We start from the raw sequence: 22,050 nt of genomic DNA, 5'->3' as shown, positions 1-22,050 counted from the left end.
GTCCACACCGGGACCCCGGCGGCGGACAGCGCTTCGACATCGCGGTAGACGGTGCGGACGGAGACCTCCAGGTGCTCGGCGAGTTCGACGTGGGAGACCCGTTCGCGCGTCTGCAGGAGCAGCAGGATGGACAGCAGGCGGTCGGCTTTCACGAAAGTGAGCGTAAATCCTGACGGACGATGTCACGTAGGGGTGGAATGCTCACCTCCGCCCACCTCACCTCGCATCCTTGGGAAGGCAGCTCACGCCCATGACAGACACACTTTTGGCTGATACCGCCGCGGGAACCGTTCGCGGATGCGCACGTCCCGGCGGGGGTCGTCTCTTCGCCGGTATCCCCTTCGCGGAACCCCCGGTGGGGGAGCTGCGGTTCCGCCCGCCCCAGCCGCCCCGGCCGTGGCAGGGTGTCCGCCCGGCCGACCGCTTCGCACCGGCGCCCGCGCAGGGCGCGTCTTCTCTGGTGCCGGGGGCGAGCCAGAAGTCCTCCTTCCCCTCCTTCCCCACGGCGGAGATCCGGGAGACGTCCGAGGACTGCCTGTATCTCAACGTCTGGACCCCCACGACGACGGCCGAGGACGCTGTCCGCCCCGTCATCGTGTGGATCTACGGCGGCGGATACGACGCCGGCTCCGCCGCACCCCCCTACAGTGACGGGGCCGCGCTCGCCCGGCAGACCGGCGCGGTCGTCGTCACCGCCAACTACCGCCTGGGAGCCCTCGGTTTCCTGCACTTGGCCGACCTCGGCAGCCAGTGGGCCGGGTCCACCAATCTCGCCCTGCAGGACAAGATGGCCGCTCTGCGCTGGGTGCGGGACAACATCGCCTCCTTCGGCGGTGACCCCGGCAACATCACCGTGGCGGGGCAGTCCGCCGGTGCCTTCTCCATCGGAGCCCTGCTGGCCGCACCCGCGGCCGTCGGCCTCTTCCACAAGGCGATCCTGCAGAGCGGCAGCACGTCCCGGATCTTCGACCGGGCAACCGCCACCACCATGGCCGAGGACCTGATCACCGCACTCCGCCTCGATGGCCCAGAGGACCTGCTCACCGTCACCTGCCAGCGGATCCTGGACGCGCAGGGCACGGTCGTCACCGGCGACATCGGACAGCGCAACCTGCCCGGCGGCCGGTCCTGGGGTGCCGTACTCGACGGCAGCGTGCTGCCCGTCGCCCCGCAGCAGGCCGTCGCCGACGGCGCCGCCGCCGACATCCCCCTGCTCGTCGGCGCCACCCGCGACGAAGTCCGCGTCTTCCAGATGATCGGCGGCGACTCCTTTCGCCCCCAGGGCGAAACAGCCCTGTACACGGAGATGCGGCGCGCCGGTGTCACGGAGCCTGAGAAGCTCCTCGACGCCTATTGCCGCCGCATCGCCGACCCCGACGACCTGTCAGCCCTGCGCGGTGCCTTCCTCACCGACGCCCTCTACCGGATTCCGGCCACGCGTCTGGCCCAGGCCCAGGCAGGGGCGGGAGGCCGCGCCTACCACTACCTCCTCCTCGACGAACCGTGCGGACCGGCCATGGGCGCCTTCCATGGCGCCGACCTGCTCCACGTCTTCGACAAACTGGCCCTCGTCGGCGCCGACACACCCGAACACCTCACCGCCCGCGACACCCTCGTCGGCGCCTGGGCCGCCTTCGCCGCCACCGGCTCCCCGGGCTGGCCACCGTACGACCCGGAAGCCGAGGGCAACTCCCGGGCCATCGGCGGCTCCCCGGCCGACGCCGGCCGCATGATCACCGAACCTCCGGCCGACGACGTCACCGTCCTCTGGCCCACCCCGCCAACCTGACGCACGGGGGATCCCATGCGACCGGCCGCCTTCACGGAAACACCGCGGGAATCCTGGCGCTGGGTGTCACCTATGGCGCGGGGTGCTGGCTGCCGTCCCGACGATCGCGCGAGTGAGAGGTTTCCGAGGACAGAGCACCATGTCCTGCGCCTTCGATGCCGAGCTGGCCCCTCGGTCCCGGTGATCAACGATCTGTCGTTCTCCGACATCGCCGCCGCTCGCGCGGCCGAGAAGGAGATGACGGCGAACCTGCCCGTCTACGAGCCGACCCGGCCGGTACGACCTCCGCGACACTCGCGTCCCCCGCATGAGGGCGCACCTCAGGTCCCGGTCGGGCATGACGTGCCGGCGTCGGCCGGCGGGACTGGAACGAGGTCGGCCGGTGGCAGCGGTTGCACGAGGTCCTGCCGGCGTCGGTGCCGGTGCGCTCGCCACGAGGGCGGACGCACCCGCCACCGAGGCCACGGACGCACCCACGGTCAGACAGGCAGGCCGGCCGTCCTCACTGAGCTGCTCCTTGCCGCAGGTACGGTGGTTTTCGGCCGAGCAGATGCCGGAGAAGGAACGGGACGAGAACATCGCCCCCTCACCAACACCGTCCGGGTCACGTGATGGAGCTGTGCAAGAAGCTCGGTGAGCCGCAGCTGGTCGAACCGTCGCAGGGGCGGGGGAGTGGGGGGGGATGACAGGGCACGGCCGAGTCCCGGCTCGTCAGGTTCCCGGTACGTGATCCAGATCCATGTCCGTGACGGTGACCCAGTCGGGTTCCGCCACCAGCAGGCTCAGCTGCTTGTCCTGGAGATCGACGTCGACGGCGTACCGGAAGCCGGTCGCCTCCGCGGCCTCGACACCAGCCCGGTCGCCCTCCGTCACGGCATAGACCACCCGGCGGCAGCCGGGATCCGCTGCCCGGACGGCGCGTACCAGCGGCCGGAGGATGTTCGGCAGGGTCTCGGCCCGCAGGCCAGTGTGGATCAGCAGTTCCACGTCCCGGGCACCGACCGGATAGGCGTCGCGGAGCCGGCCGGCCGCGCAGCGTTCCACTGCGACAACGACCTCGCCGCTCGGGCCGCGCATGCGCAGACTGCCCGTGAAGCGCGTCCACGACTCAACGGTGGTCTGCCAGGGGCCGGGGACGTCGAGCGCGGGCAGGGCCGGCACGGTGAGCATCTCAGTTCCCCTCGTCGGCCAGACGCCGGACACCGGCCTTGTCCAGCTTTCCGGAGGCGTTCCTGGGGACAGCCGGCACGATCTTCAGGCGTCGGGGCAGCTTGTAGCGGGCGAGCTGTCCGGCCGCGTACTCGTGTACGGCCTCCAGGGTGATCGCCGCCGTGTCGTCCACGCTCATGACGGCCTGTACGGTCTCGCCCCACTGTTCGTCGGGAATCCCTACGACGGCGACATCGACCACACCCGGCATGGAGGCCAGCACTCGCTCGACCTCCGCCGGGTAGACGTTCTCACCCCCGCTGATGATCATGTCCTTGAGCCGGTCGACGATGTACAGGTAACCGTCCTCGTCGAGGTAGCCGATGTCACCCGAGTGGAACCAGCCCTCCTCGTCGAAGGCAGCGCGGTTCGCCTCCGGGGTGTTCCAGTAGCCGGCGGTGACGTTGGGGCCGCGGACGACGATCTCTCCCGGATCCCCGGGCCGGAGGGGCGTGTTGGTGGCCGCGTCGACAACCCGGACTTCGGTGAACGGCATGGGGATGCCCGCGGAACCGATCTTGTCGAGAGTGCGCTCGACCGGCAGATGGGTGGCGAAAGGTGCGGTCTCGGTCAGACCCCACGCCTGCTGGAGCAGCACGCCCTGCCGGGCGTAGAGCTCGATGAGCGAGGGCGGCACCGGCGCGCCCGCGACCACGATCGACCGCAGGTGGCTCAGGTCCTCGTCGAACAGGCCGGGTTGTCTCGCCAGGGCGGCGAACATCTGGGCGACGCCGAACATGGAGTTGACCCGGTGGGTGACCAGGTCTTCGAGACACGTCCGCGGGTCGAACCCGCGTCTGATCACCACCGTGCCCCCACGCACCAGCGTGCGGAGCACGAAGCTGTTCAGGGCGCCGATGTGGAACAGCGGAGCGGCGGCATAGGTGACGTCGCCACGACGTGTGTCGAGACGGAGCTCGACATTCACGGAGTTCCACCAGACGTTTCCATGGGTGAGGACGACACCCTTGGGCGTGCCGGTGGTGCCGGAGGTGAACATCAGGATCGCCGGGTCGTCGGCACCCTTGACGGCGATGGAAGCCGTGGGAGCTGCGGCCGCGATGCGGGGTGCCCATGGCTCCCAGCCCGATGCGCCCGCGGTCGGCACCTCGCAGTCGTCGTCCACGAGGAGGAAACGCGCGAGGGCGGTCCTGTCGCGTACTTTGTCGACGCTTTCCCGGTGTCCCTCCTCGCAGACGAGGGCGGTGGCGCCGCTGCGCACGAGCACCGCCTCCAACTCGGCCTCGGCGAGCCGGAAGTTGACCGGGACGAAGACGGCCCCCAGCCGGTGCGCGGCGAGCAGCGTGACGAGAAAGGAGCTGCTGTTGAGGCCGAGGTGGGCGACCCGGTCTCCGTCGCCGGTGCCGCCGTCTGCGAGGACGGTGGCCAGGCGGGCGGCCTTGTCGTCGAGCTGGGTGTAGGTGAGGTCGCCGCCCGGGTAGCGGATGGCGATGGAGCCGCCCTGGTAGCGGGCGTTGTGCGCGACGGCGGCGGCCGGGTTGAGGTCCACGTTCAGGCCCGAGTTGCGTGGGTGCGGTGTCGTGGCTGATGGCGGGGTCACGAGCGGCTCCTGGTTGAGCGTCGGAAGTCGAGCGCGGGCGAACAGGCGTCAGAGGTGGTCGCCGCCGGCGGCACTGGCGAATCCGCGTACGCCTATGCCACCGTCGACGTTGATCGCGTGTCCGGTGATCGGACCGCTCTGGGCACGGGAGGCGAGCAGCACATAGGGCCCGGTGAAGTCACGCGGATCGGTGCTGGAGTCGTGCAGCGGGATGGGCGGCGGCGGGGTGTCCGGGCCCTGCTTGGCGAAGGACGCCGAGATCGACCGGTCGGACAGCCCCAGTCCCTGCGGCCCCCGCAAGTCGGTGTTCATGCCGCCGCAGGCCACGCCGTTGACGCGGACCTTGGGGGCCAGCTCGTAGGCGAGTTCGCGCATCAGGCCCAGGCAGGCGTGCTTGCTCGCCGTGTAGAGGGGTCCACCGCCGTTGACGTAGAAGGAGGCGTTGGACAGGGTCATGACGATGCTGCCGCGCGTCTTGACCAGCTCGCGCCACGCGGCCTCCGCCGCGAGGACATAGCCCTTGACGTTGACGGCGAAGATCTCGTCGAACGCCGTGTTCAGTTCCTGGCCGCTGAGCCGGGTGAGCTGTCGCTGGTAGTCCCACACTCCCGCGTTCGCCACGAGGGTGTCGAGCTTTCCGAAGCGGTCGACGGCCTCGGCGACGGCGACGTGCAGACTCCCGGAGTCGCGCACATCGGCCACGACGGCGTGGATGCGCGACGGGTCGGCGGCATCGCGTACGACCTCGTCCAGCCGTTTCTTGTCGCGGCCAAGGATCGTGACCGACGCGCCCTCGGCGAGGAAGCGCTCGGCGACGGCACGGCCGATGCCCGATCCGCCCCCGGTGATCAGGGCCGCGTCACCCTCCAGCCAGCCGCCCGTCATGACCGCTCCCCGAGGAAGCCGGTGACCAGCGCGTCGAACTCGCGCTGCCGCTCCAGCTGGACCCAGTGGCCGCACCGCCCGAACACGTGCAGTTGCACGTCACGGATCTGCTTGAGCATGAGCTGGGCACCTTCGAGGGTGATGGTCCGGTCGTCACGGCCCCACAGCAGCAGCGTGGGCGCCTTGATCTTGTGCAGGTCCCGCCACAGGGGGTCCATGCCACCCCGCTTGCCGAAGGCCGCGTTGTAGTGGTGGTAGAAGGCGATGTGGCTTTCGTCGAGCGAGGCCTCGTAACGGGCGCGGACGACGTCCTCACCGAACTGCCTGTGGTCGAAGACCATGGTGCGGATGAACGCCGCCATCTTCTTCTCGCTCGGTCCGCCGCCGTTGTAGTAGCGGAACATCTCCTTCTGCCCCTCCGTGGGAGTCGGGCCGAAGGGGAGCCATCCACCGCCAGGGGCCATCAGCACGAGCCGGGTGACACGCTCCGGGCGCTGCTGGGCCATGGCGAGGGCTGCGGCGCCGCCGAGGCTGTTGCCCAGCAGGTGGAAGGTGTCGATGCCGAGCGAGTCGAGGGCTTGGTACAGCGCGTCCGTGGTGATCTCGGTGATGGACCGCGTCTCCAGGTCCGCCTCACCGGGACGGTAACTGGCGCCGAACCCGGGCTGGTCGGGCAGGACGACGCGGAAGTGCCGGGCCAGGGCGGGGAGGTTCTGACGGTAGTTGCTGACGCCGGAGGCGCCGGGGCCGCCGCCGTGCAGCATCACCAGCACGGGTCCCTCGCCGGTCTCGGTGACGGCGATCTCACCGAGGGACGTGGCTACTCGGTGGTGTTTGAGTTCGAGGTCGGTCACAGCGGTGTCCCATCAGAAAAAGGTCGAGAGGTTCTTCGCCTGGAGGATGTTCTGGTCCAGGAGGATGGTCCGGCGGGCCACCCGGAGTCCGCCGTCCTCGACGCGTCGCAGGAGGTCCGTGCGGCCGCCGGCGAAGACGTTCTCCTCGCGCTCCAGCCGGTTGCGGTAGACGAGGAAGGCCGAGCGCACCCACAGGTCGTCCTCGGTGAATCCGTCGTGCTCGGCGGGGTCGATGTGGCTGACCATCACGTTGGTGACCAGATGCCGGGTCCGGGAGGGAGGGTCCTCGGCCCAGGCCATCCCGGAGTCGAACCGGCGGATGCGCCAGGCGAGGCTCTCCTTGCTCTCGTCGTAGAAGGCCGCCTCGCCCCGCGCGGCCACGGACAGCGCCTGCTGGCGGCGCAGCCGGTTGCTGCGGGTGGGCATCCAGTAGTCGAGGTCGTCGGCGAGCAGGTCGAGCCAGTCGGCGTAGCGGCCGTCGTCGAGGAGGGCGGCCTCCTCGTAGTAGAACTGCTCGACCTCGAAGTGGGTGTCACGGTCGGCGCGTGTCCCCGCGCGTGACCGGATCTGTTCGGTGCCTGTGCTCACGGTGTCATTCGATCCTTTCTCGGCCCCGGGTGAAACGGCCTGTGCCGTCAGGCGGCACATCAGCCGCGCAGCAGGCCGCGCAGGTTCTCGGCCGGGTCGGCCAGCCGGTCGGCGGCGACGCGGACACGGCGGTCGATCAGCCGGCGAGCGGCTCTGACGGCGGCCGGGTCGTCGACCGAGGCGGCAGCGACGACCAGCCCGTCCCTCAGACCGAAGACGGAGAAGGACGGGTCGTCGTAGGAGCCTCTGAGGACGGTCTGCGCGGCTGCCTCCATGTGCCCGACGGCCTCGATGTGGAGTCCGTGCCGGTCCGTCCAGAACCAGGGCGCGGCAGGCGCCGGTTCCGGGGCGCCGAGGAGGGTCGCCGCTGCCCTGGCACCGTCGTGCTGTGCTGCTTCCCAGTGTTCGGTGCGGGGCACTTGGCGCATCCGGGCAGGGTCGCCGACGGCGAGCACCGCCGGATTCGAGGTGACGTGACGCTCGTCGACGAGGATGCCGCGGTCCACCTCCAGCCCGGCCGCCCGCGCCAGCTCGGTGCATGGCACCATGCCGACGCCGAGCACCACCGCGTCGTAGAGCCGCGTGACTCCGCCGAGCCCGACCTCGACGCCCTCGGGCCGGTCGACGAAGGACTCCACGGCGGCCTGTACGGCTGTGATCCGGTGGCGGGTGTGCAGTGCGTGCAGCCAGGCGGCCAGCTCCGGGCCGAGCGCGGCGGCCAGCGGCACGGCGACCGGGTCGACGAGGACGACCTCGCAACCGAGACGTACGGCGGTGGAGGCGACCTCGGCGCCGATCAGCCCGGCGCCGACGACCAGCACTCTGGCACCGGGAGCGAGAGCCGGGCGCAACCTGTCGGCGTCGTCCGCCGTGCGCAGGACATGCACGCGCTCGCCACCGATCCCCGGAATCGGGAGACGGGCGGCGGCACCGCCCGTCGCGAGCACGACACGGTCGGTGCGCAGCAGGTGTCCGTCGCCGAGCTCGACGGCGCCGTCCCCCGGCCTCAGCGCGGTCACCGTCGTCCGGTTGATCAGCCGTACCCGCTGGTCGTCGTACCACCGGGGAGGCTGGAGGGCGATCTCCTTGACGTCCTTCGTGCCGGTCAGGAAGTCCTTCGACAGCGGAGGACGGTCGTAGGGGAAGTCCCCCGAATCGACGAGGGTGACATCACCGTCGAAGCCGCCGGCTCGCAGCGAGGCGGCAGTACTCACGCCGGCGATGCCGCCGCCCACGATGACGACACGCTCGGTCACGGCGACTCTCCCGGGAAGAGGTAGACCTCGCCGTCACGGACCTCGACGCGGTGCGGGCAGGCGTTCCTCGTCGCGGGCAGGCCCTGGACCTCGCCGTTCTTCAGACAGAACTTGCTGGAGTGCAGCGGGCATTCGACGAATCCGCCCTCCACCCAGCCATCGGCCAGTGAGGCGGTCTCGTGGGTACAGGTGTCGTCGAGCGCGTAGACACTGTCGTCGGTGTCGCGCAGCAGGGCGATGTCGTCGGCGGTGCCGGTGACCGCCTTGTCGATGGCGATGCCCTCGCCCTGGGGGATGTCGGCCAGGGCCGCTACTCGAATACCGCTGCCGTTGCTCATGCGTGGTGCTCCTCGTGCCAGGCGGGCGTGTTCATCAGTTCGCGCCAGCGTGCGTAGAAGGCCCGGCCGGCGGCGTCGCTGTAGAGCTCGCTGGTCCTGCCGGGGTGGCGGCCGTCCTCGCGTTCGCTGCCCATGCCCATCTGGTAGTTGAGAGCGACGCCGCCTGTGATGAACCCGTGCGAGATGGCCTGCACCTCGCTCCAGTTCTCACCGTCGTCCTGCTCGAAGATCCCGCTGGGTCCGAACGTCCGCAGGTTGTACAGGCGTTGGGCCTCGCGGACCTCTTCGGGCATGGACTTGTCGACGATGGTCCAGGCCCACACCTCCATGCGGTCGGGGCCCTTGGGGTGCCAGACCCGGATGGATCCGTTGACCGGCAGGTAGGAGAAGTTGGGGAAGACGGTGGCGTGTCCGGTGGTCAGCGGTCCCTCGACGCGGGCCTCACCGAGCCGCTCCCGCAGCGCGTCGTAGTCCGTCCACTCGTGCACGGTCTGGGCGTCGAAGCGGTTCTTGGGATGGACCGGGAAGCCGGCGCCGTGCCCGTTCGGGTCAACGTACTGGCGGCCGGTGCGGTGCACGACCTCGTCCTTGGGCTTCTTGCCGGACGGCGAGAGGACCATGAGCGCCGAGGCGTGACTCATGTTGACGTGGTACCAGTCGGTGGCGAACTGCTCGGCGGCCAGCTTCCAGTTGCCTTCCAGGACCCACTTGTGGACGCCGCCGACGACGACCGTGCCCTGGTCGTCGTGGTCGAGCATCGCGTCCATGTACCAGGCCATGTCGCCGAGCGACTCCCGCAGCGGGACGGGGTCCGGATCCCAGGTGCCGAAGACCAGCCCGTGGTACGTCTGCACGTGCGGCACCTCGACGAGGCCCCACTGCCCCGTCTCGAAGGACTCCGGGTAGCCGTCCTTGTTGGGCACGCTGACCAGCGAACCGTCCAGGTTGTACGACCAGCCGTGGTAGGTGCAGGTGAAGTTGCGGGTGGTGCCGAAGTCGGCGCGGCAGACGCGGGCACCCCGGTGCCGGCAGGAATTGAGGTAGGCGCGGATACGCCGGTCACGGTCCAGCGTCACGATGACCGGGTCCTCGCCCATGTACGTCGTGAAGAAGTCGCCGGGCTTGTGGAACTGGTCGGTGTGCGCGAGGAACAGCCAGCTCGGCGCGAAGACGCGACGCAACTCCTGGCGGTACAGCTCCTCGTCGGTGAAGATGACGCGATCCAGCAGCCCGCCCTCAGCGTCGACGAGCCCGGATACGTCGATGTTCCGCGCCAGGTCCGCCGGACGCCGCAGCGCCCCGCGCGGGGCCGCCGTGGCCGCGCCCTGAGGTTCGATCGTCGAGGTCATGTGCCCAGGCAACAGCAGCGCCGCGGCCGGGTGCCATCCGTCGTTCCGTACGGCGGCACACGCGCTGTCGGCAGGCGGTGGGCGCGGGGGAGCGTGAACGCATGCTTGCTGCCATCGCCATCTCCCAGAGCGCGACCGATCCGCTGTCGGGGCTCGTCCTCGGGGACATCCTCAAGCCTGAGCCCCGCCCCGGCTGGTCGACCGTCCGTGTGGTCTCCTCGTCGCTCAACATGCACGACCTGTGGACTCTGCGCGGCGTCGGGCACCCACCCGAGCGGCTGCCCATCGTCCTCGGCTGCGACGCGGCCGGCTATGACGAGAACGGCAACGAGGTGCTCGTTCACCCGGTGATCGCCGACCCGGACGCCGGCCTCGGCGACGAGACGCTGGACCCCGGGCGTGCTCTGCTGTCGGAGCAGCACCACGGGGCGTTCGCCGAATACCTCGCCGTCCCCACCCGCAACCTGATCCCCAAGCCGTCCTGGCTGACCTTCGACGAGGCGGCCTGTCTGCCGGTCGCCTGGGGCACCGCGTACCGCATGCTCTTCACCCGGGCGGGAATCCGCGCGGGCGACCGGGTCCTCGTCCAGGGGGCCGGGGGCGGCGTCGCGTCGGCCGCGATCAAGCTGGCCGTGGCCGCGGGCGCCGTCGTGTACGCCACCAGTCGCAGCGAGGACAAGCGGCGGCAGGCCGAATCCTGGGGCGCGCGCAAGGCCGTACCCACCGGCGAACGGCTGCCCGAGCGCGTGGACGTCGTGATCGAGACGGTCGGTGAGGCCACCTGGTCGCACTCCACGAAGTCGCTGCGTCCCGGCGGCACGATCGTCGTCGCCGGAGCCACCAGCGGGAAGAACCCGCCCGCCGACCTCGGCCGGATCTTCTATCTCCAGCAGCGCCTCCTCGGCTCGACCGGCTGCACCCGCAGCGAACTGGTCTCGCTGCTGAAGCTCATGGACGCCACCGGCCTGCGCCCGGTCATCGACCGCACGCTGCCGCTGGACGAGATCCACAAGGGCTTCCAGCTCATGATCGACGGGCGGCTCACCGGCAAGCTCGTCATCCATCCCCCCGCCCCGCACGAGCAAGGAGCCTCGCGATGACCGCCGCCGCCGTCGGCCTGTCCCACTCTCCCCTCATCGGCAAGAACGACCCGGCCCCGGACGTCCTGTCGGCCGTCGAGGACGCCGTCGAGGCGGCCCGCTCCTTCGTCCGCGCCTTCGACCCCGACCTGGTCGTCCTGTATGCACCGGACCATTACAACGGCTTCTTCTACAAGGAGATGCCTCCGTTCTGCCTGGCCACCGAGGCGAACGCCGTCGGCGACTTCGGCTCCGCCGCCGGCGCCCTCTCCGTCGACACCGACGCCGCCCGCGCCCTGGCCCGCGGGGTTCTCGACCGCGGAGTCGACCTGACCGTCTCTGCCCGGATGACGGTCGACCACGGCTTCGTCCAGCCGCTGGAAGTGCTCTTCGGCGGCATCGACAAGGTGCCGGTCGTACCGGTGTTCGTGAACGGTGTGGCCACCCCGCTCGGCCCGGTCAGCCGCATCCGGGCACTGGGGACCGCGATCGGCGAAGCGGCCGCCGTACTGGACCGCCGTGTGCTGTTCCTCGGCTCCGGCGGGCTCTCCCACGACCCGCCCGTCCCCGTGCTCGACGGCGCCCCGCCCCGGGTCGCCGACGCCCTCATCGAGGGGCACCCGCCCACACCCGAGCAACGGGCCCGGGGCGAGGAGCGGGTGATCCAGGCAGGCCGCGACTACGCCGCAGGCTCGACCCGCATGGTGCCCATCAACCCCGCCTGGGACAACCTCGTCCTGGACACCCTGGAAAGCGGCCGGCTCGCCGACGTGGACGCCTGGACCGTGGAGTGGATGGGTGCCGAGGGCGGTGGCTCGGCCCACGAGGTCCGCACCTGGATCGCGGCCTTCGCGTCCCTTGCGGCGACCGGCTCGTACCGCACGACTTCCCGCTTCTACGCACCCATCCCCGAATGGATCGCGGGCTTCGCCGTGGCCACCGCAGAACAGGAACCGAACCGATGACCGAACGCGAACGAGCCATCACCCTCGCGACGGACAGGCTGACGACCGCAGCGGTCGAGCGGGAACCCTGCGCCCCGGTCCGCGATCTGCTGGGCACCGTCGACGTCGACACCGCCTACGAGGTCCAACGCCGTCTCACCGCCCGCCGACTGGCCGACGGGGCCGTCCGCACCGGCCGGAAGATCGGCCTGACCTCGCCGGCCGTGCAGAAGCAACTCGGCGTCGACCAGCCGGACTTCGGCGTCCTGTTCTCCGACATGGACGTCTCCGGCCTCGCCGAAGTGCCGACCACACGGCTGCTCCAGCCGAAAGTCGAGGCGGAGATCGCCTTCCTCCTCGCCACCGACCTGGACGGGGACGATCTCGACCTGGCCGCCGTCCGCGCCGCGGTCGCCTACGCGGTGCCCGCCCTGGAGATCGTGGACAGCCGCGTCGCCGACTGGGACATCACCATCACGGACACGGTCGCCGACAACGCCTCCAGCGGCCTGTACGTCCTAGGCGAGTCCCGTCTCCCGCTCAAGGCGTTCGAGCCCCGTGAGGCGACCATGCGGATGTACGTGGACGATGTCCTCGTCTCCGAGGGCACCGGCACCGCGTGTCTCGGCGATCCCCTGAACGCCCTGCTGTGGCTGGCCCGTACGGCGCGCGCCTACGGCGACCCGTTGCGGGCCGGCCAGGTCGTCCTCTCCGGCGCGCTCGGCCCCATGGTCAGCGTCTCCCCAGGCGTCACCGTCCTCGCGGAGATCTCCACCCTGGGCACCGTCACCGCCGCGTTCACCGACAAGGAGCCGTCATGACCGCCTTGAAGAAGACGAAAGTGGCCGTGATCGGTTCCGGCAACATCGGCACCGACCTGATGATCAAGGTGCTCCGTCTCTCGGAGACACTGGAGATGGCAGCGATGGTCGGCATCGACCCGGCCTCCGACGGACTCGCCCGGGCTCGCCGTCTGAAGGTGCCCACCACCCATGAAGGCGTCGACGGCCTGATCCGCATGGACGGCTTCGACGAGATCGACATCGTCTTCGACGCCACCTCGGCCAAGGCCCACATCGCCAACGCGGACCGGCTCGCCCCCTTCGGTAAGCGACTCGTCGACCTCACCCCCGCGGCTGTCGGCCCCTTCGTCGTCCCGGCGGTCAACCTCGACGACAACCTGGACGCCGCCGACGTCAACATGGTCACCTGCGGAGGGCAGGCCACCATCCCGATCGTCCACGCCGTCGCACGTACGACCCCCGTCCCGTACGCGGAGATCGTCGCCTCCATCGCGTCGAAGTCGGCCGGGCCCGGTACCCGCGCCAACATCGACGAGTTCACCGAGACCACCTCCGCGGCGATCGAGACCGTCGGCGGTGCCACGCGCGGCAAGGCGATCATCGTCCTCAATCCCGCCGAGCCCCCGTTGATCATGCGGGACACGGTGTTCTGCCTCATCGGCGACGCCGATCACGACGCCATCCGCGCCTCCGTGACCGCCATGGTGGACGAGGTCGCCCAGTACGTCCCCGGCTACCGGCTCAAGCAGGACCTCCAGTTCACGCCCGTACCGGCCGACGAACCGGTCCACACCCTCCTGCCCGCCGAAGCGCCGCGGGTGACGACCAAGGTTTCGGTCTTCCTGGAGGTCGAGGGCGCCGCCCACTACCTCCCCGCCTACGCGGGCAACCTCGACATCATGACCTCGGCCGCCCTGCGCACCGCCGAGCGCATCGCCCGGCACTCACGACAGGGGGCATCCGCATGACCACCAGCCTCTACATCCAGGACGTCACCCTGCGGGACGGCATGCACGCCGTACGGCACCGCATCGCCCCCGCCGACGTCCAGCGCATCGTCGCCGCCCTGGACGCGGCCGGCGTGGACGCCATCGAGGTCGCCCACGGCGACGGCCTGGCCGGCGGCTCCCTCAACTACGGCGCCGGCAGCCACACGGACTGGGAATGGATCGAAGCAGCCGCCTCGGTCCTCGAACGGGCCACGCTCACCACGCTCCTGCTCCCCGGCATCGGCACCATCGCCGAACTGAAGCAGGCCTACGCGCTCGGTGTCCGCTCGGTCCGCATCGCCACCCACTGCACCGAGGCCGATGTCTCCGCCCAGCACATCGCCACGGCCCGCGAACTCGGCATGGACGTCTCCGGCTTTCTCATGCTCAGCCACATGGCCCCGGCCCCGGAACTGGCCGAGCAGGCACGGTTGATGGAGTCCTACGGCGCCCACTGCGTGTACGTCACCGACTCCGGAGGCCGTCTCACCATGGACGGGGTCCGTGAACGCGTCCGCGCCTACCGCGACGCGCTGCGGCCTCAGACCCAGATCGGCATCCACGCCCACCAGAACCTCTCCCTGGCAGTGGCCAACTCGGTCGTCGCCGTCGAGGAGGGGGTCACCAGGGTGGACGCGTCCCTCGCCGGACACGGCGCGGGGGCGGGCAACTGCCCCATCGAACCGTTCGTCGCCGTCGCCACCCTCAACGAGTGGAAGCACGGCTGCGACCTGTTCGCCCTGCAGGACGCGGCGGACGATCTCGTACGACCGCTGCAGGACCGTCCGGTCCAGGTCGACCGCGAGACGCTCACCCTGGGTTTCGCCGGCGTCTACTCCAGCTTCCTCCGGCACGCCGAGGCAGCCTCCCGGCAGTACGGCGTCGACGTACGCGGCATCCTGCTGGAAGTGGGCAGGCGCGGGCTGGTCGGCGGGCAGGAGGACATGATCGTCGACATCGCGCTGGATCTGCTGCGGGCCGCTCCGGCGGCGTCCTGACCGGCAGCTGGTCGCGACGGAGGGGTGCCACCGCGTGCGGTGGCACCCCTCCTGCGGTACGGGTCATGCGGTACGGGCCAGCCCCTTCGCCGCTGCCTGCGAGGCGGCGGCGGCGACCCGTCGGGCGTGGACGCTCAGCCGTCGCGTGTCGATCTGGCCGAGCCGACCGGCGACCGAAAGGGCCGCGACCGCTCGCCCGGCGCGGTTCAGCACCGGCACCGCCACGCAGGCCAGTCCGAGCTGGTACTCCTCGTTGTCGAAGGCGACACCGGTACGGCGAATGTCGTCCAGCTCGGCGGACAACTTGTTGGGATCGGTGATCGTGCTCGCGCTGTAGGAACGCAGAGGCTGCGACAGCACCCGCTCCGCGGCCTCGTAGTCGTAGGCGAGCAGGACCTTGCCGACCGCCGTCGCGTAGGCCGGCAGCCGGCCACCGATGCGGGACGGCACGGGCGCGGGCCGGTGACCGTAGAGCTTGGCGAGATACACCACGTGCGGGCCGTCCAGGACCGCCAGGTGCACCGTCTCCCGGCTTGCCTCGTACAGGTCGGCCAGGTAGGGCAGCAGCACGTCGCGGATGCTCTCGGAGCCGGGCGCGTAGACGGCCTTTCCCAGATGGTGCAGGCGCTCACCGAGCCGGTAGTCGGTCCCGACGCGCTCCACCACACCGTTGCGCTCCAGCATGCCGAGGACGCGGTACGCGGTCGACTTGCTCATCTGCGCCCGTCGCGCGAGTGCGCTGACGCCGGATTCCCCGCTGGACCTGTCCCCGAGGGCGACGAGGAGGCTGATGGCCTTGTCGACGGCGGCTCGGTCGTCACGCGAGGAACTGGCGAGGGTTGCGGTCATGGTTGTTCACCTCGGCTTCGAGGAGTGGTGTCACTTTTAATGCACCACCTGCCATGCTTTACGTGACAAGGATGCGAGCCCGTTGCCCGTTCGTCAATAATGACGACATGCACATTAAAAGTGACACCCTTGCCCGGGAGAACGAGCTCGTGGCCCGCAACGTGCGCCGCTTCCGGTTGGAGCGGGCGATGTCCCTGGGCGAGCTGGCCCGCCGGTCGGGTCTGTCGAAACAGACGCTCTCCAAGATCGAGCAGGGCGTGGGCAATCCCACCGTGGAGACCCTGTCGCTGCTGGGGGCCGCGCTGGACGTGCCCGCGCGCCGCCTGCTGACGGAGTGGGGCACCCCGGTCTACGTCCAGCGGCAGAGCGAGGGCGAGTGGTCCGAAACGGAGAACCGGACCGAGCGCCTCCTGGACGAGACCTACGGCTCCGGCTACGTACGCACCCTCGTCCTGCGTCTGGAACGGGGCGACCGGGACCCCGAGCCGATCCCCGCGCACAGCGCCGGCACCCTGCATCACCTCTACGTGATCACCGGAAAGCTCCGCACAGGTCCGCTCAACGAGGCGGTGGACCTGGCGGCCGGCGACTTCGTCCGCTTCCCCGGTGACGTACCCCATCGCCATATCTGCCTCAGCGAACGCGTCGTGGCCCACGTGGTCACCACCCTCCCTCAGGTCCGCCAGTTCGGCCCGACCGTCATGAAGGGCGGGGTGGTCCCGCCATCGGCATGAGGCCGAAGCGCCGCTCTCACGGTCACTCGCCACCGAGGCGCACCTCGAGACCGAGCGCGAGCAAGCCCGGCGCGTGCCCGGTGTACCCACGCCCAGCGGTCGGTCAAGCAGAGTTCACTGCGCCGAGAACACGCTCCCGGCACCGCTCTGCCTCCGCGATCGTCCGGGCGACGTCGATGCCGATGATCCCCTCGCCCCATTTCCGGAGTGTGCCGTTGACGAAGACGACGTCGACGTCGCTGGTCGTGCAGAAGTTGACGACGGTGCCGACGGCGTCGCCACGAGGGCGCAGGTGCAACCGCTCGGTGCTGACGGCGATGAGGTCGGCAGGCAGGCCCGCCTTGAGCATTCCGAGCCGACCGGGCATGCCGGCGCTCGGCGCGCCCCCGGACGTGGCGGCCCGGAGCGTGTCGAGTGTGCCGAACGGGCTGATCGCCTGCTCGCCCGAGGAGGAGTTCAGTCGGGCGAACGCGGCACTGCGCTGGAGTGTCAGCAGCGTCCGCATCTCGGTGAAGAAGTCCAGTCCGTAGCAGACCTCGTTGTCCGAGCTGATGCCGAAGACAGCGCCGCTCTCCTGCGCCTGGAGCACGGCCGGGAACGCGGGGCCGATGCCGAAGTGAGGGTCGGATCGCGGAGTGACGTTCACGCCCGCGCCCACGTCTCGCAACTCCGACCACTGCCGCGCGCTCACGCCGATGCAGTGGTTGAACGTATCGTCGGCTCCTATCAGGCCCTCACCGAAGAAGTCGCCTACGGCCGGAGGCAACCCGAGTTGGAGGACGGGAACTCCGAGGACCAGCTCGGCTGAGATGCCCACACCGGTCGCTCGCGCGAACTCGAAGACTCCACGCGAGGGCATCGGGCTGAACAAGCGGAGGGTCAGCAGTTCGTCGTCGTCCGGGTATGCCGATCGCAGTTCCGCGAAGGTGCGCAGGAACTTCTCCGGATCCGTGTCGACGGCCGGTGCCCCGGCGGCGAAGACCGCCCGAATGCCCGTCGACCGGAGACCGTCCATGGCGGCGAGCGCGTGCTCCACGGACTTCGTGTTGTGACTGTTGTCGACGATCGTTGTCACGCCGGCGTTGATGGCCTGGACGCCGGTGAGTTGCTGCCCGACGCGCATCTCGTCCGGAGTCATCAGCGGGGCGCACGCCATGTGCGCGAAAGCCATGTAATCGGGGAAGCTCGCATCCGGCACGGCACCCCGAAAGACCCCTTCCCACGCGTGAACGTGGCAGTCGATGAATCCGGGGAGGACGATGTGCTCGGTGAGATCCACGACGACGGTGTTCTCGTCAGCGAGGTGGCCGAGATCCGCTCCGACGGCCTCGATCCGGCTTCCCCGGATGAACACGTCCGACCGTTCCGACCGCGGCCGGTCCGGATCCATCGTCACGACTTCGGCATGGCGCAGGATCGCCGAACGCTGCGGGTCATCAGCGCGCCCGGCGAGCACCTCACCGACACGGGTGCTTGAAGGTGCCATGTCTGGCTCCTGCTCGCTCAGCGTACGACGGTCGCCTCGACCGGCACGTGCCGCTCGAGGAACTCGATCTGATCGGCCACGACACGCTCGAACCAATCGCCCACATAGATGTCGAAGTGGCTGGCGTCGTAACGCTTGACTTCCCCTCGCGCCGCACGGGAGGCGAGTTGCTCCGTCTGGCGCGCCGGCGTCACCTTGTCCCGCTCGCACACACAGACGAGCAGAGGCGCCTTCACCTCGGACGCCTCACGGCCGGGCCGATAGACCGGCACCTGGAACATGAAACGGGCGGGAATCTCGGGGATCTCGAACGGCTCGCCCGACGCGTCGAAAATCGCCCGCAATCCACTCACCGAGTCCGGCGAGGTCATCACCGCCAGGTCACCGGGAAGCCCCACGATGGGAACGCGCACCGGCGGCTCATTCCGGTTCGCCGCCTTCCGGTCCTTGAGCGCCTCACGCATGAGCCGCATGATCGTCTTCTTCGGCATCGCCCTCGCGGCGGCCAGCCCGTCGGAGAACGGGCACTGGGCTATCGCCGCTGCGATGCCGGGATCGCCTGCGGCCGTCGTGATCACATGCCCACCGGCGAACGACGTCCCCCACAGGATCACCCGCCGCGGGTCGATACCCTCAAGAGTCCGGGCATACGCCACAGCGCTGCGCCAGTCCTCCAACTGCTGTCCGACATCGGCGAGTTGCCGCGGCTCACCGGTACTCGAGCCGAAGTGGCGGTAGTCGAAGGCAAGGGCCGCGTACCCCCGCTCGGCGAACCGCTGCGCGAACGAGTCGAGCCGCTGATTCTTGAGTCCGGCCAGGCCGTGACCCAATAGTACGATCGGCAGGGGCGAGTCGTTCGCCGCGCCGGCGGGCAGGAAGAGCCACCCACCACACTCACCGTCGCCCGACCTGAACCGCACATCCCGCCGGGACACCGCCGCGTCAGCCACCACGAACTCCTATCGCCGTTGATCGGGCAAGCCTGCGCCCAACGGTCGCCAGCCACCCAGGAGGGTCACGGCACATCCTCATGGCGGAGGCGTCGGTACTCAATGTTGCAACGCACACTGACCAGGGGGCGAGCAGTGCACTGTGCACTTGTGATCCGGACTCCTGGCCGCTGGCCGGCTCAGATTTCGCAGGGCGGCGAAGTAGCCACGCTCCGCAGCCCCGTCCGCCGGTTTTGAATGGCGTCCGGTGGCAAGCGCATGGCACCGGACGGACGGTCGGCGTCGGTACGGGCATCGCAAGGCGTCAGCCACGCTCGTCTTCGCGGCACAGCAGGGTGCACTTGGCGGCAGTCGCCGCTGGTTTCCGCCCGGTCGGGGGCGACCGCCCGTGCAGGAGACGGCCCGCCAAGCTCTACGCGGACGGGGGGTACGGCAATGGCTACCTGCGCCGATGGCTGCGCGAGCTCGGTATTCAGCACCTCATCTCCCGCAAGGGAATCGAGTTCTCCACACGGCTGGGCCGCGCACGCGCGCAACGTCGTCAAATGCGCTTAAGAACAGAGCAGCGGGAATTGGTGGGTCCACAGGTGACCCGACGGTGTAAAGATCGCTCTTGGTGACAATGGAAACAGTACCGCCAAGCCTGAACAGGACGTATGGTCATGGCAAAGAGCGATGGCACCTTGTGACACGGGAGGCAATCGGTGAACGAAGCGGCTTTACAGCGCCTGATTGACGAGTCGGAAGTCCGAAAACTTGTTCAGGAGCATTACCGAGCGCTCGACGAAGCGAATTACGACGCATTGCATTCGCTGTACACCGACGATGCTGTGTTTGAGATCGGCGGGCAGATTCGGCGCGGTCGGCAAGCGATTGTCGACACCCCTGGAACTAATATCGGGCCGGCCTATGAGGTGACGTATCACCACATTGGGCATATTTACGTCGACCTAGATGGAGACGAGGCAAGGGGCGTGGCCTACGTCGTCGCGTATCACCTCCCGAATGCGGCGGAGCTGATGAAGCACGAGGATGGTGGTGGCAAGTTTCACGTCACCGCCCGACGAACGGAGGACGGCTGGCGATTGACGCAGGCCCGTCTCGAGGTTGTCTTCGCTCAAGGGGACCCCATGAGAGTCCACGTCTAAAGCAGGTCATCGCTTTTAGCGGGGTAGCCGGTCGTGGCGGGAATCGTTGAGTGAGCCACTGAGTCGACGGCACGGGTATGTGCGGGGTTCCTTCCCCTAGCGGCAGGCGTAAAGCCGCCACACGCCGACCGTTATGACCGGCAACCTCCCGCGAGCCCAATGGTGGTCTGCACACAGGATCGGCAGCGAACAGGGCGGTGCCCACACGCCAGTACAGTAGGCCCGGTGACTGCCACCACGCTCGGAGGTGACTCCGAGGAGCTCATTCGCGGCGTCTCAAGAGCGATACTCGCCGATCCGGGCATTCTCATGCCGGTGCACGCGGCGGTCGTCGACGCCGCGGGCGGCCCGTTCGCTGCCGATCCGTCCATTGTCGAGGCGCTCGGCGAGGCGACCCGGGAGAACGCGCTCCACTGGACGCGGTCGATGTACGAGCACCCCCGGCTGCGGGTCGCACCCACCTTGAGCAGTCAGGTCGTCGGCGTCGCGAGAGAAGGGTTCCGCTGGGGTACGGAGAAGACCCTCCGCACGGCATATCGCGCCGGTGAGCAGGCGATGTGGTCCCTCTGGATGCGGCTGGCCTTCTCACTGCACGACGATCCCGAGGTCCTGCTGCCGGCTCTCGACCACGTCTCCAGTTCACTCGCCCGTTGGGTCGAGGACACCTCCGCCGCGCTGTTGGACCTCCTCGAGAGGGAACGCACGGCCCTGTCGGGTGACGCACAGGTTCGACGGCTCGAACTGGTCAATCTCGTGCTCGGAGGCTCCTCCGTGCCGACGGACCACCTGGAGGAGGCCCTCCGATACCCGCTGTCGGCCTCCCACCTGGGCGTCATCGTCTCCGCACCGCCGCGACTCGCGGACCGCGCACGTCTCGTGCAGGCCGCGAGCATCGTCGGCCGACTCACCAAGTCGGCTCATCAGCTTCTCGTCCACGCCAGCACGTCGTCGCTCTGGCTGTGGGTGACGCCGCGGGCGCTCATGACGCCGGACGACCTCGAAACCGCCACGGCACAGCACCCCGACGTGAGGCTCGTCGTCGGGCCGCGGGACGAGGGGGTGGACGGCTTCAGACGCAGCCACCACAGGGCACTGGAAGCACAGCGTCTGGTCCGCGACCACGGCGAGCAGCGGATCGTCTTCTACGACGATGTCGCCGCCGTGCTCCTTCTGGCCGCGGAAAGCGCCCGGCTTCGGGAATTCGTCCACACGACGCTCGGCCCCCTGGCCGCGGGCCCGGCCGAACTGCGACAGACGCTGAGGGTGTTCATCCGGGAGCGCTACAACGCGTCACAGACGGCTCGTCTGCTGTACACGCATCGAAACACCGTTCTGCAGCGTGTCCGCCGCGCCGAACAGCTCCTCCCGACGACACTCGAGCGGCACGGCACCAACGTGGGTCTGGCGCTGGACGCGATGCACTGGCTGAACGTGCGGCTCGACTGAAACGGACCGCCGCCTCGGTCTCCGCCCGCCGCCGTACTGTCAGGAAGAACCGGATCGACCGTTCGCTGGACGACAGAGGTGTATTGGCGCGCACAGCAGCATTGTCGAGAAGCGTGCTGCGGCAACGATGCCGGAGCACCGCTCGGTCGCAGGTGAGCACACCGGTCGGCCGCCTGACGACGGCTACCCGCCGAACCGAGGAGATCGGCTCCACCCCGCTGGAGCTGACGAGCACCGAGCGGCTGCGTGCCGCGCACAACTGCGTGCCGCGCGCAACTGCGTGCCGAGCGACATCGTCTCCGTGGGCGACACACTGCTCTTCGGCCGCAACGTCTTCCTCGCGCTCAAGCCGGAGACGATGGTGGGTGACGTCTTCGCGCTGCACGACCGCGACCTGAACCGGCCGCCTGAGGACGCCGTGCCGAGCCTGCTCGACGACCCGCCTTCGACCGGGAGCTCGCCGCCCGCTTCCGGCTGCAACCGCCAGACCCGCAGACCAGCGGGGGTGACGTACACGGCAGGCAAGGCCGCAAGCCGGTGACCGCCGGCCGGCCGTGCAGCGGGGGCGCACGCGAAGTGGCGGAGCTGCGCCCCCGCTATCGCACATGTCCGGTCATCGGTCGTAGGCGAGGCGGGCCTGGCGGGGCACCGGGCCGAAGGCGCCGGCGTGGAAGTCGGTGAACGCCTTGGTGATCTCCAGCTTGGTGTTCATCACGAACGGGCCGCCGACGGCGACGGGTTCGCGCAGGGGAATGCCGCTGTAGACCATGACTCGGGCGGGCTGTTCGGGGTCGA

At 69.5% G+C, this 22,050-nt stretch carries 23 protein-coding genes; 10 read left to right on the top strand and 13 right to left on the bottom strand.

The window, feature by feature from the left end:
- A partial coding sequence (locus tag ACFY9I_RS41455) for an HTH domain-containing protein (protein ID WP_391012438.1) occupies positions 1-152 on the bottom strand: 152 nt, incomplete at its 3' end.
- Between the two features lie 98 nt (positions 153-250).
- Between ACFY9I_RS41455 and ACFY9I_RS41450 the strand changes: the two genes are divergently transcribed.
- Entirely contained in the window at positions 251-1,789 is a 1,539-nt protein-coding gene (locus ACFY9I_RS41450) for a carboxylesterase family protein (RefSeq protein WP_391012433.1), read from the top strand.
- A 711-nt stretch (positions 1,790-2,500) separates the two neighbouring features.
- Here the strand turns inward: ACFY9I_RS41450 and ACFY9I_RS41445 are convergent.
- From ACFY9I_RS41445 to ACFY9I_RS41410, 8 genes are read right to left on the bottom strand one after another with little or no spacing between them, the layout of a single operon-like run.
- A complete protein-coding gene (locus tag ACFY9I_RS41445) occupies positions 2,501-2,959 on the bottom strand; it encodes a hypothetical protein (RefSeq protein ID WP_391012430.1) in 459 nt (152 codons plus the stop codon).
- Between the two features lies 1 nt (position 2,960).
- The gene (locus ACFY9I_RS41440; RefSeq protein ID WP_391012427.1) at positions 2,961-4,559 is read right to left on the bottom strand and encodes an AMP-binding protein; all 1,599 of its coding nucleotides are present in this window, start codon (positions 4,557-4,559) and stop codon (positions 2,961-2,963) included.
- A gap of 48 nt (positions 4,560-4,607) precedes the next feature.
- On the bottom strand, positions 4,608-5,444 hold the full coding sequence (gene hcaB, locus ACFY9I_RS41435) for a 3-(cis-5,6-dihydroxycyclohexa-1,3-dien-1-yl)propanoate dehydrogenase (protein WP_391012425.1): 837 nt from the start codon (positions 5,442-5,444) through the stop codon (positions 4,608-4,610).
- Positions 5,441-6,298 carry an alpha/beta fold hydrolase gene (locus tag ACFY9I_RS41430; RefSeq protein WP_391012422.1) on the bottom strand — a complete coding sequence of 286 codons (858 nt, stop codon included), beginning with the start codon at positions 6,296-6,298 and terminating at the stop codon, positions 5,441-5,443. The genes hcaB and ACFY9I_RS41430 overlap by 4 nt, the downstream gene beginning before the upstream one ends.
- A 12-nt stretch (positions 6,299-6,310) precedes the next feature.
- Positions 6,311-6,886: a 3-phenylpropionate/cinnamic acid dioxygenase subunit beta gene (locus ACFY9I_RS41425; RefSeq protein WP_391012420.1), complete on the bottom strand. Its 576-nt coding sequence runs from the start codon at positions 6,884-6,886 to the stop codon at positions 6,311-6,313.
- 59 nt (positions 6,887-6,945) lie between these two features.
- On the bottom strand, positions 6,946-8,142 hold the full coding sequence (locus tag ACFY9I_RS41420; RefSeq protein WP_391012417.1) for an FAD-dependent oxidoreductase: 1,197 nt from the start codon (positions 8,140-8,142) through the stop codon (positions 6,946-6,948).
- A complete protein-coding gene (locus tag ACFY9I_RS41415; protein ID WP_391012414.1) occupies positions 8,139-8,480 on the bottom strand; it encodes a Rieske 2Fe-2S domain-containing protein in 342 nt (113 codons plus the stop codon). Before ACFY9I_RS41415 ends, ACFY9I_RS41420 begins: the two co-directional genes overlap by 4 nt.
- Positions 8,477-9,829: an SRPBCC family protein gene (locus ACFY9I_RS41410; protein WP_391012411.1), complete on the bottom strand. Its 1,353-nt coding sequence runs from the start codon at positions 9,827-9,829 to the stop codon at positions 8,477-8,479. Before ACFY9I_RS41410 ends, ACFY9I_RS41415 begins: the two co-directional genes overlap by 4 nt.
- A gap of 101 nt (positions 9,830-9,930) precedes the next feature.
- Here ACFY9I_RS41410 and ACFY9I_RS41405 point away from each other — a divergent pair, with 101 nt between their 5' ends.
- From ACFY9I_RS41405 to dmpG, 5 genes are read left to right on the top strand one after another with little or no spacing between them, the layout of a single operon-like run.
- Complete coding sequence (locus ACFY9I_RS41405) at positions 9,931-10,929, top strand: zinc-binding dehydrogenase (protein WP_391012408.1); 999 nt, start codon at positions 9,931-9,933, stop codon at positions 10,927-10,929.
- Positions 10,926-11,873: a 3-carboxyethylcatechol 2,3-dioxygenase gene (locus ACFY9I_RS41400; protein ID WP_391012406.1), complete on the top strand. Its 948-nt coding sequence runs from the start codon at positions 10,926-10,928 to the stop codon at positions 11,871-11,873. The genes ACFY9I_RS41405 and ACFY9I_RS41400 overlap by 4 nt, the downstream gene beginning before the upstream one ends.
- On the top strand, positions 11,870-12,673 hold the full coding sequence (locus ACFY9I_RS41395; RefSeq protein ID WP_391012403.1) for a fumarylacetoacetate hydrolase family protein: 804 nt from the start codon (positions 11,870-11,872) through the stop codon (positions 12,671-12,673). The genes ACFY9I_RS41400 and ACFY9I_RS41395 overlap by 4 nt, the downstream gene beginning before the upstream one ends.
- 5 nt (positions 12,674-12,678) lie before the next feature.
- On the top strand, positions 12,679-13,623 hold the full coding sequence (locus ACFY9I_RS41390) for an acetaldehyde dehydrogenase (acetylating) (RefSeq protein ID WP_391012435.1): 945 nt from the start codon (positions 12,679-12,681) through the stop codon (positions 13,621-13,623).
- Entirely contained in the window at positions 13,620-14,642 is a 1,023-nt protein-coding gene (dmpG, locus tag ACFY9I_RS41385) for a 4-hydroxy-2-oxovalerate aldolase (protein WP_391012400.1), read from the top strand. Before ACFY9I_RS41390 ends, dmpG begins: the two co-directional genes overlap by 4 nt.
- Before the next feature lie 63 nt (positions 14,643-14,705).
- On the opposite strand, the gene ACFY9I_RS41380 is transcribed toward dmpG, so the two are convergent.
- Entirely contained in the window at positions 14,706-15,491 is a 786-nt protein-coding gene (locus ACFY9I_RS41380; RefSeq protein ID WP_391012398.1) for an IclR family transcriptional regulator C-terminal domain-containing protein, read from the bottom strand.
- A 107-nt stretch (positions 15,492-15,598) separates the two neighbouring features.
- Between ACFY9I_RS41380 and ACFY9I_RS41375 the strand changes: the two genes are divergently transcribed.
- The gene (locus tag ACFY9I_RS41375) at positions 15,599-16,225 is read left to right on the top strand and encodes a helix-turn-helix domain-containing protein (protein WP_391012395.1); all 627 of its coding nucleotides are present in this window, start codon (positions 15,599-15,601) and stop codon (positions 16,223-16,225) included.
- A gap of 103 nt (positions 16,226-16,328) precedes the next feature.
- Here ACFY9I_RS41375 and ACFY9I_RS41370 read toward each other — a convergent pair whose 3' ends face one another.
- Both ACFY9I_RS41370 and ACFY9I_RS41365 read right to left on the bottom strand, forming a co-directional pair.
- Positions 16,329-17,711, bottom strand: a complete 1,383-nt coding sequence (locus ACFY9I_RS41370; protein WP_391012392.1) for an amidohydrolase family protein — start codon at positions 17,709-17,711, stop codon at positions 16,329-16,331.
- 17 nt (positions 17,712-17,728) lie between these two features.
- Complete coding sequence (locus ACFY9I_RS41365; RefSeq protein ID WP_391012389.1) at positions 17,729-18,661, bottom strand: alpha/beta fold hydrolase; 933 nt, start codon at positions 18,659-18,661, stop codon at positions 17,729-17,731.
- A 704-nt stretch (positions 18,662-19,365) separates the two neighbouring features.
- Here ACFY9I_RS41365 and ACFY9I_RS41360 point away from each other — a divergent pair.
- The 3 genes from ACFY9I_RS41360 to ACFY9I_RS41350 all read left to right on the top strand — a co-directional run bounded on the left by ACFY9I_RS41360 (position 19,366) and on the right by ACFY9I_RS41350 (position 21,796).
- On the top strand, positions 19,366-19,809 hold the full coding sequence (locus tag ACFY9I_RS41360; protein ID WP_391012386.1) for a nuclear transport factor 2 family protein: 444 nt from the start codon (positions 19,366-19,368) through the stop codon (positions 19,807-19,809).
- 225 nt (positions 19,810-20,034) lie between these two features.
- Positions 20,035-21,255, top strand: a complete 1,221-nt coding sequence (locus ACFY9I_RS41355) for a helix-turn-helix domain-containing protein (protein ID WP_391012383.1) — start codon at positions 20,035-20,037, stop codon at positions 21,253-21,255.
- Positions 21,256-21,556: 301 nt separating this feature from the next.
- On the top strand, positions 21,557-21,796 hold the full coding sequence (locus ACFY9I_RS41350; protein WP_391012381.1) for a hypothetical protein: 240 nt from the start codon (positions 21,557-21,559) through the stop codon (positions 21,794-21,796).
- 72 nt (positions 21,797-21,868) lie between these two features.
- Here ACFY9I_RS41350 and ACFY9I_RS41345 read toward each other — a convergent pair.
- Positions 21,869-22,050: pirin-like C-terminal cupin domain-containing protein (locus tag ACFY9I_RS41345; protein WP_391012378.1), on the bottom strand; the 182-nt coding region annotated here is incomplete at its 5' end.

The sequence above is a fragment of the Streptomyces sp. NPDC012510 genome (genome assembly GCF_042955065.1).
Lineage (GTDB): Bacteria > Actinomycetota > Actinomycetes > Streptomycetales > Streptomycetaceae > Streptomyces.
The sequence above is the reverse complement of the archived record's forward strand: the minus strand, read 5'-3'. Positions and strand labels throughout refer to the sequence as shown.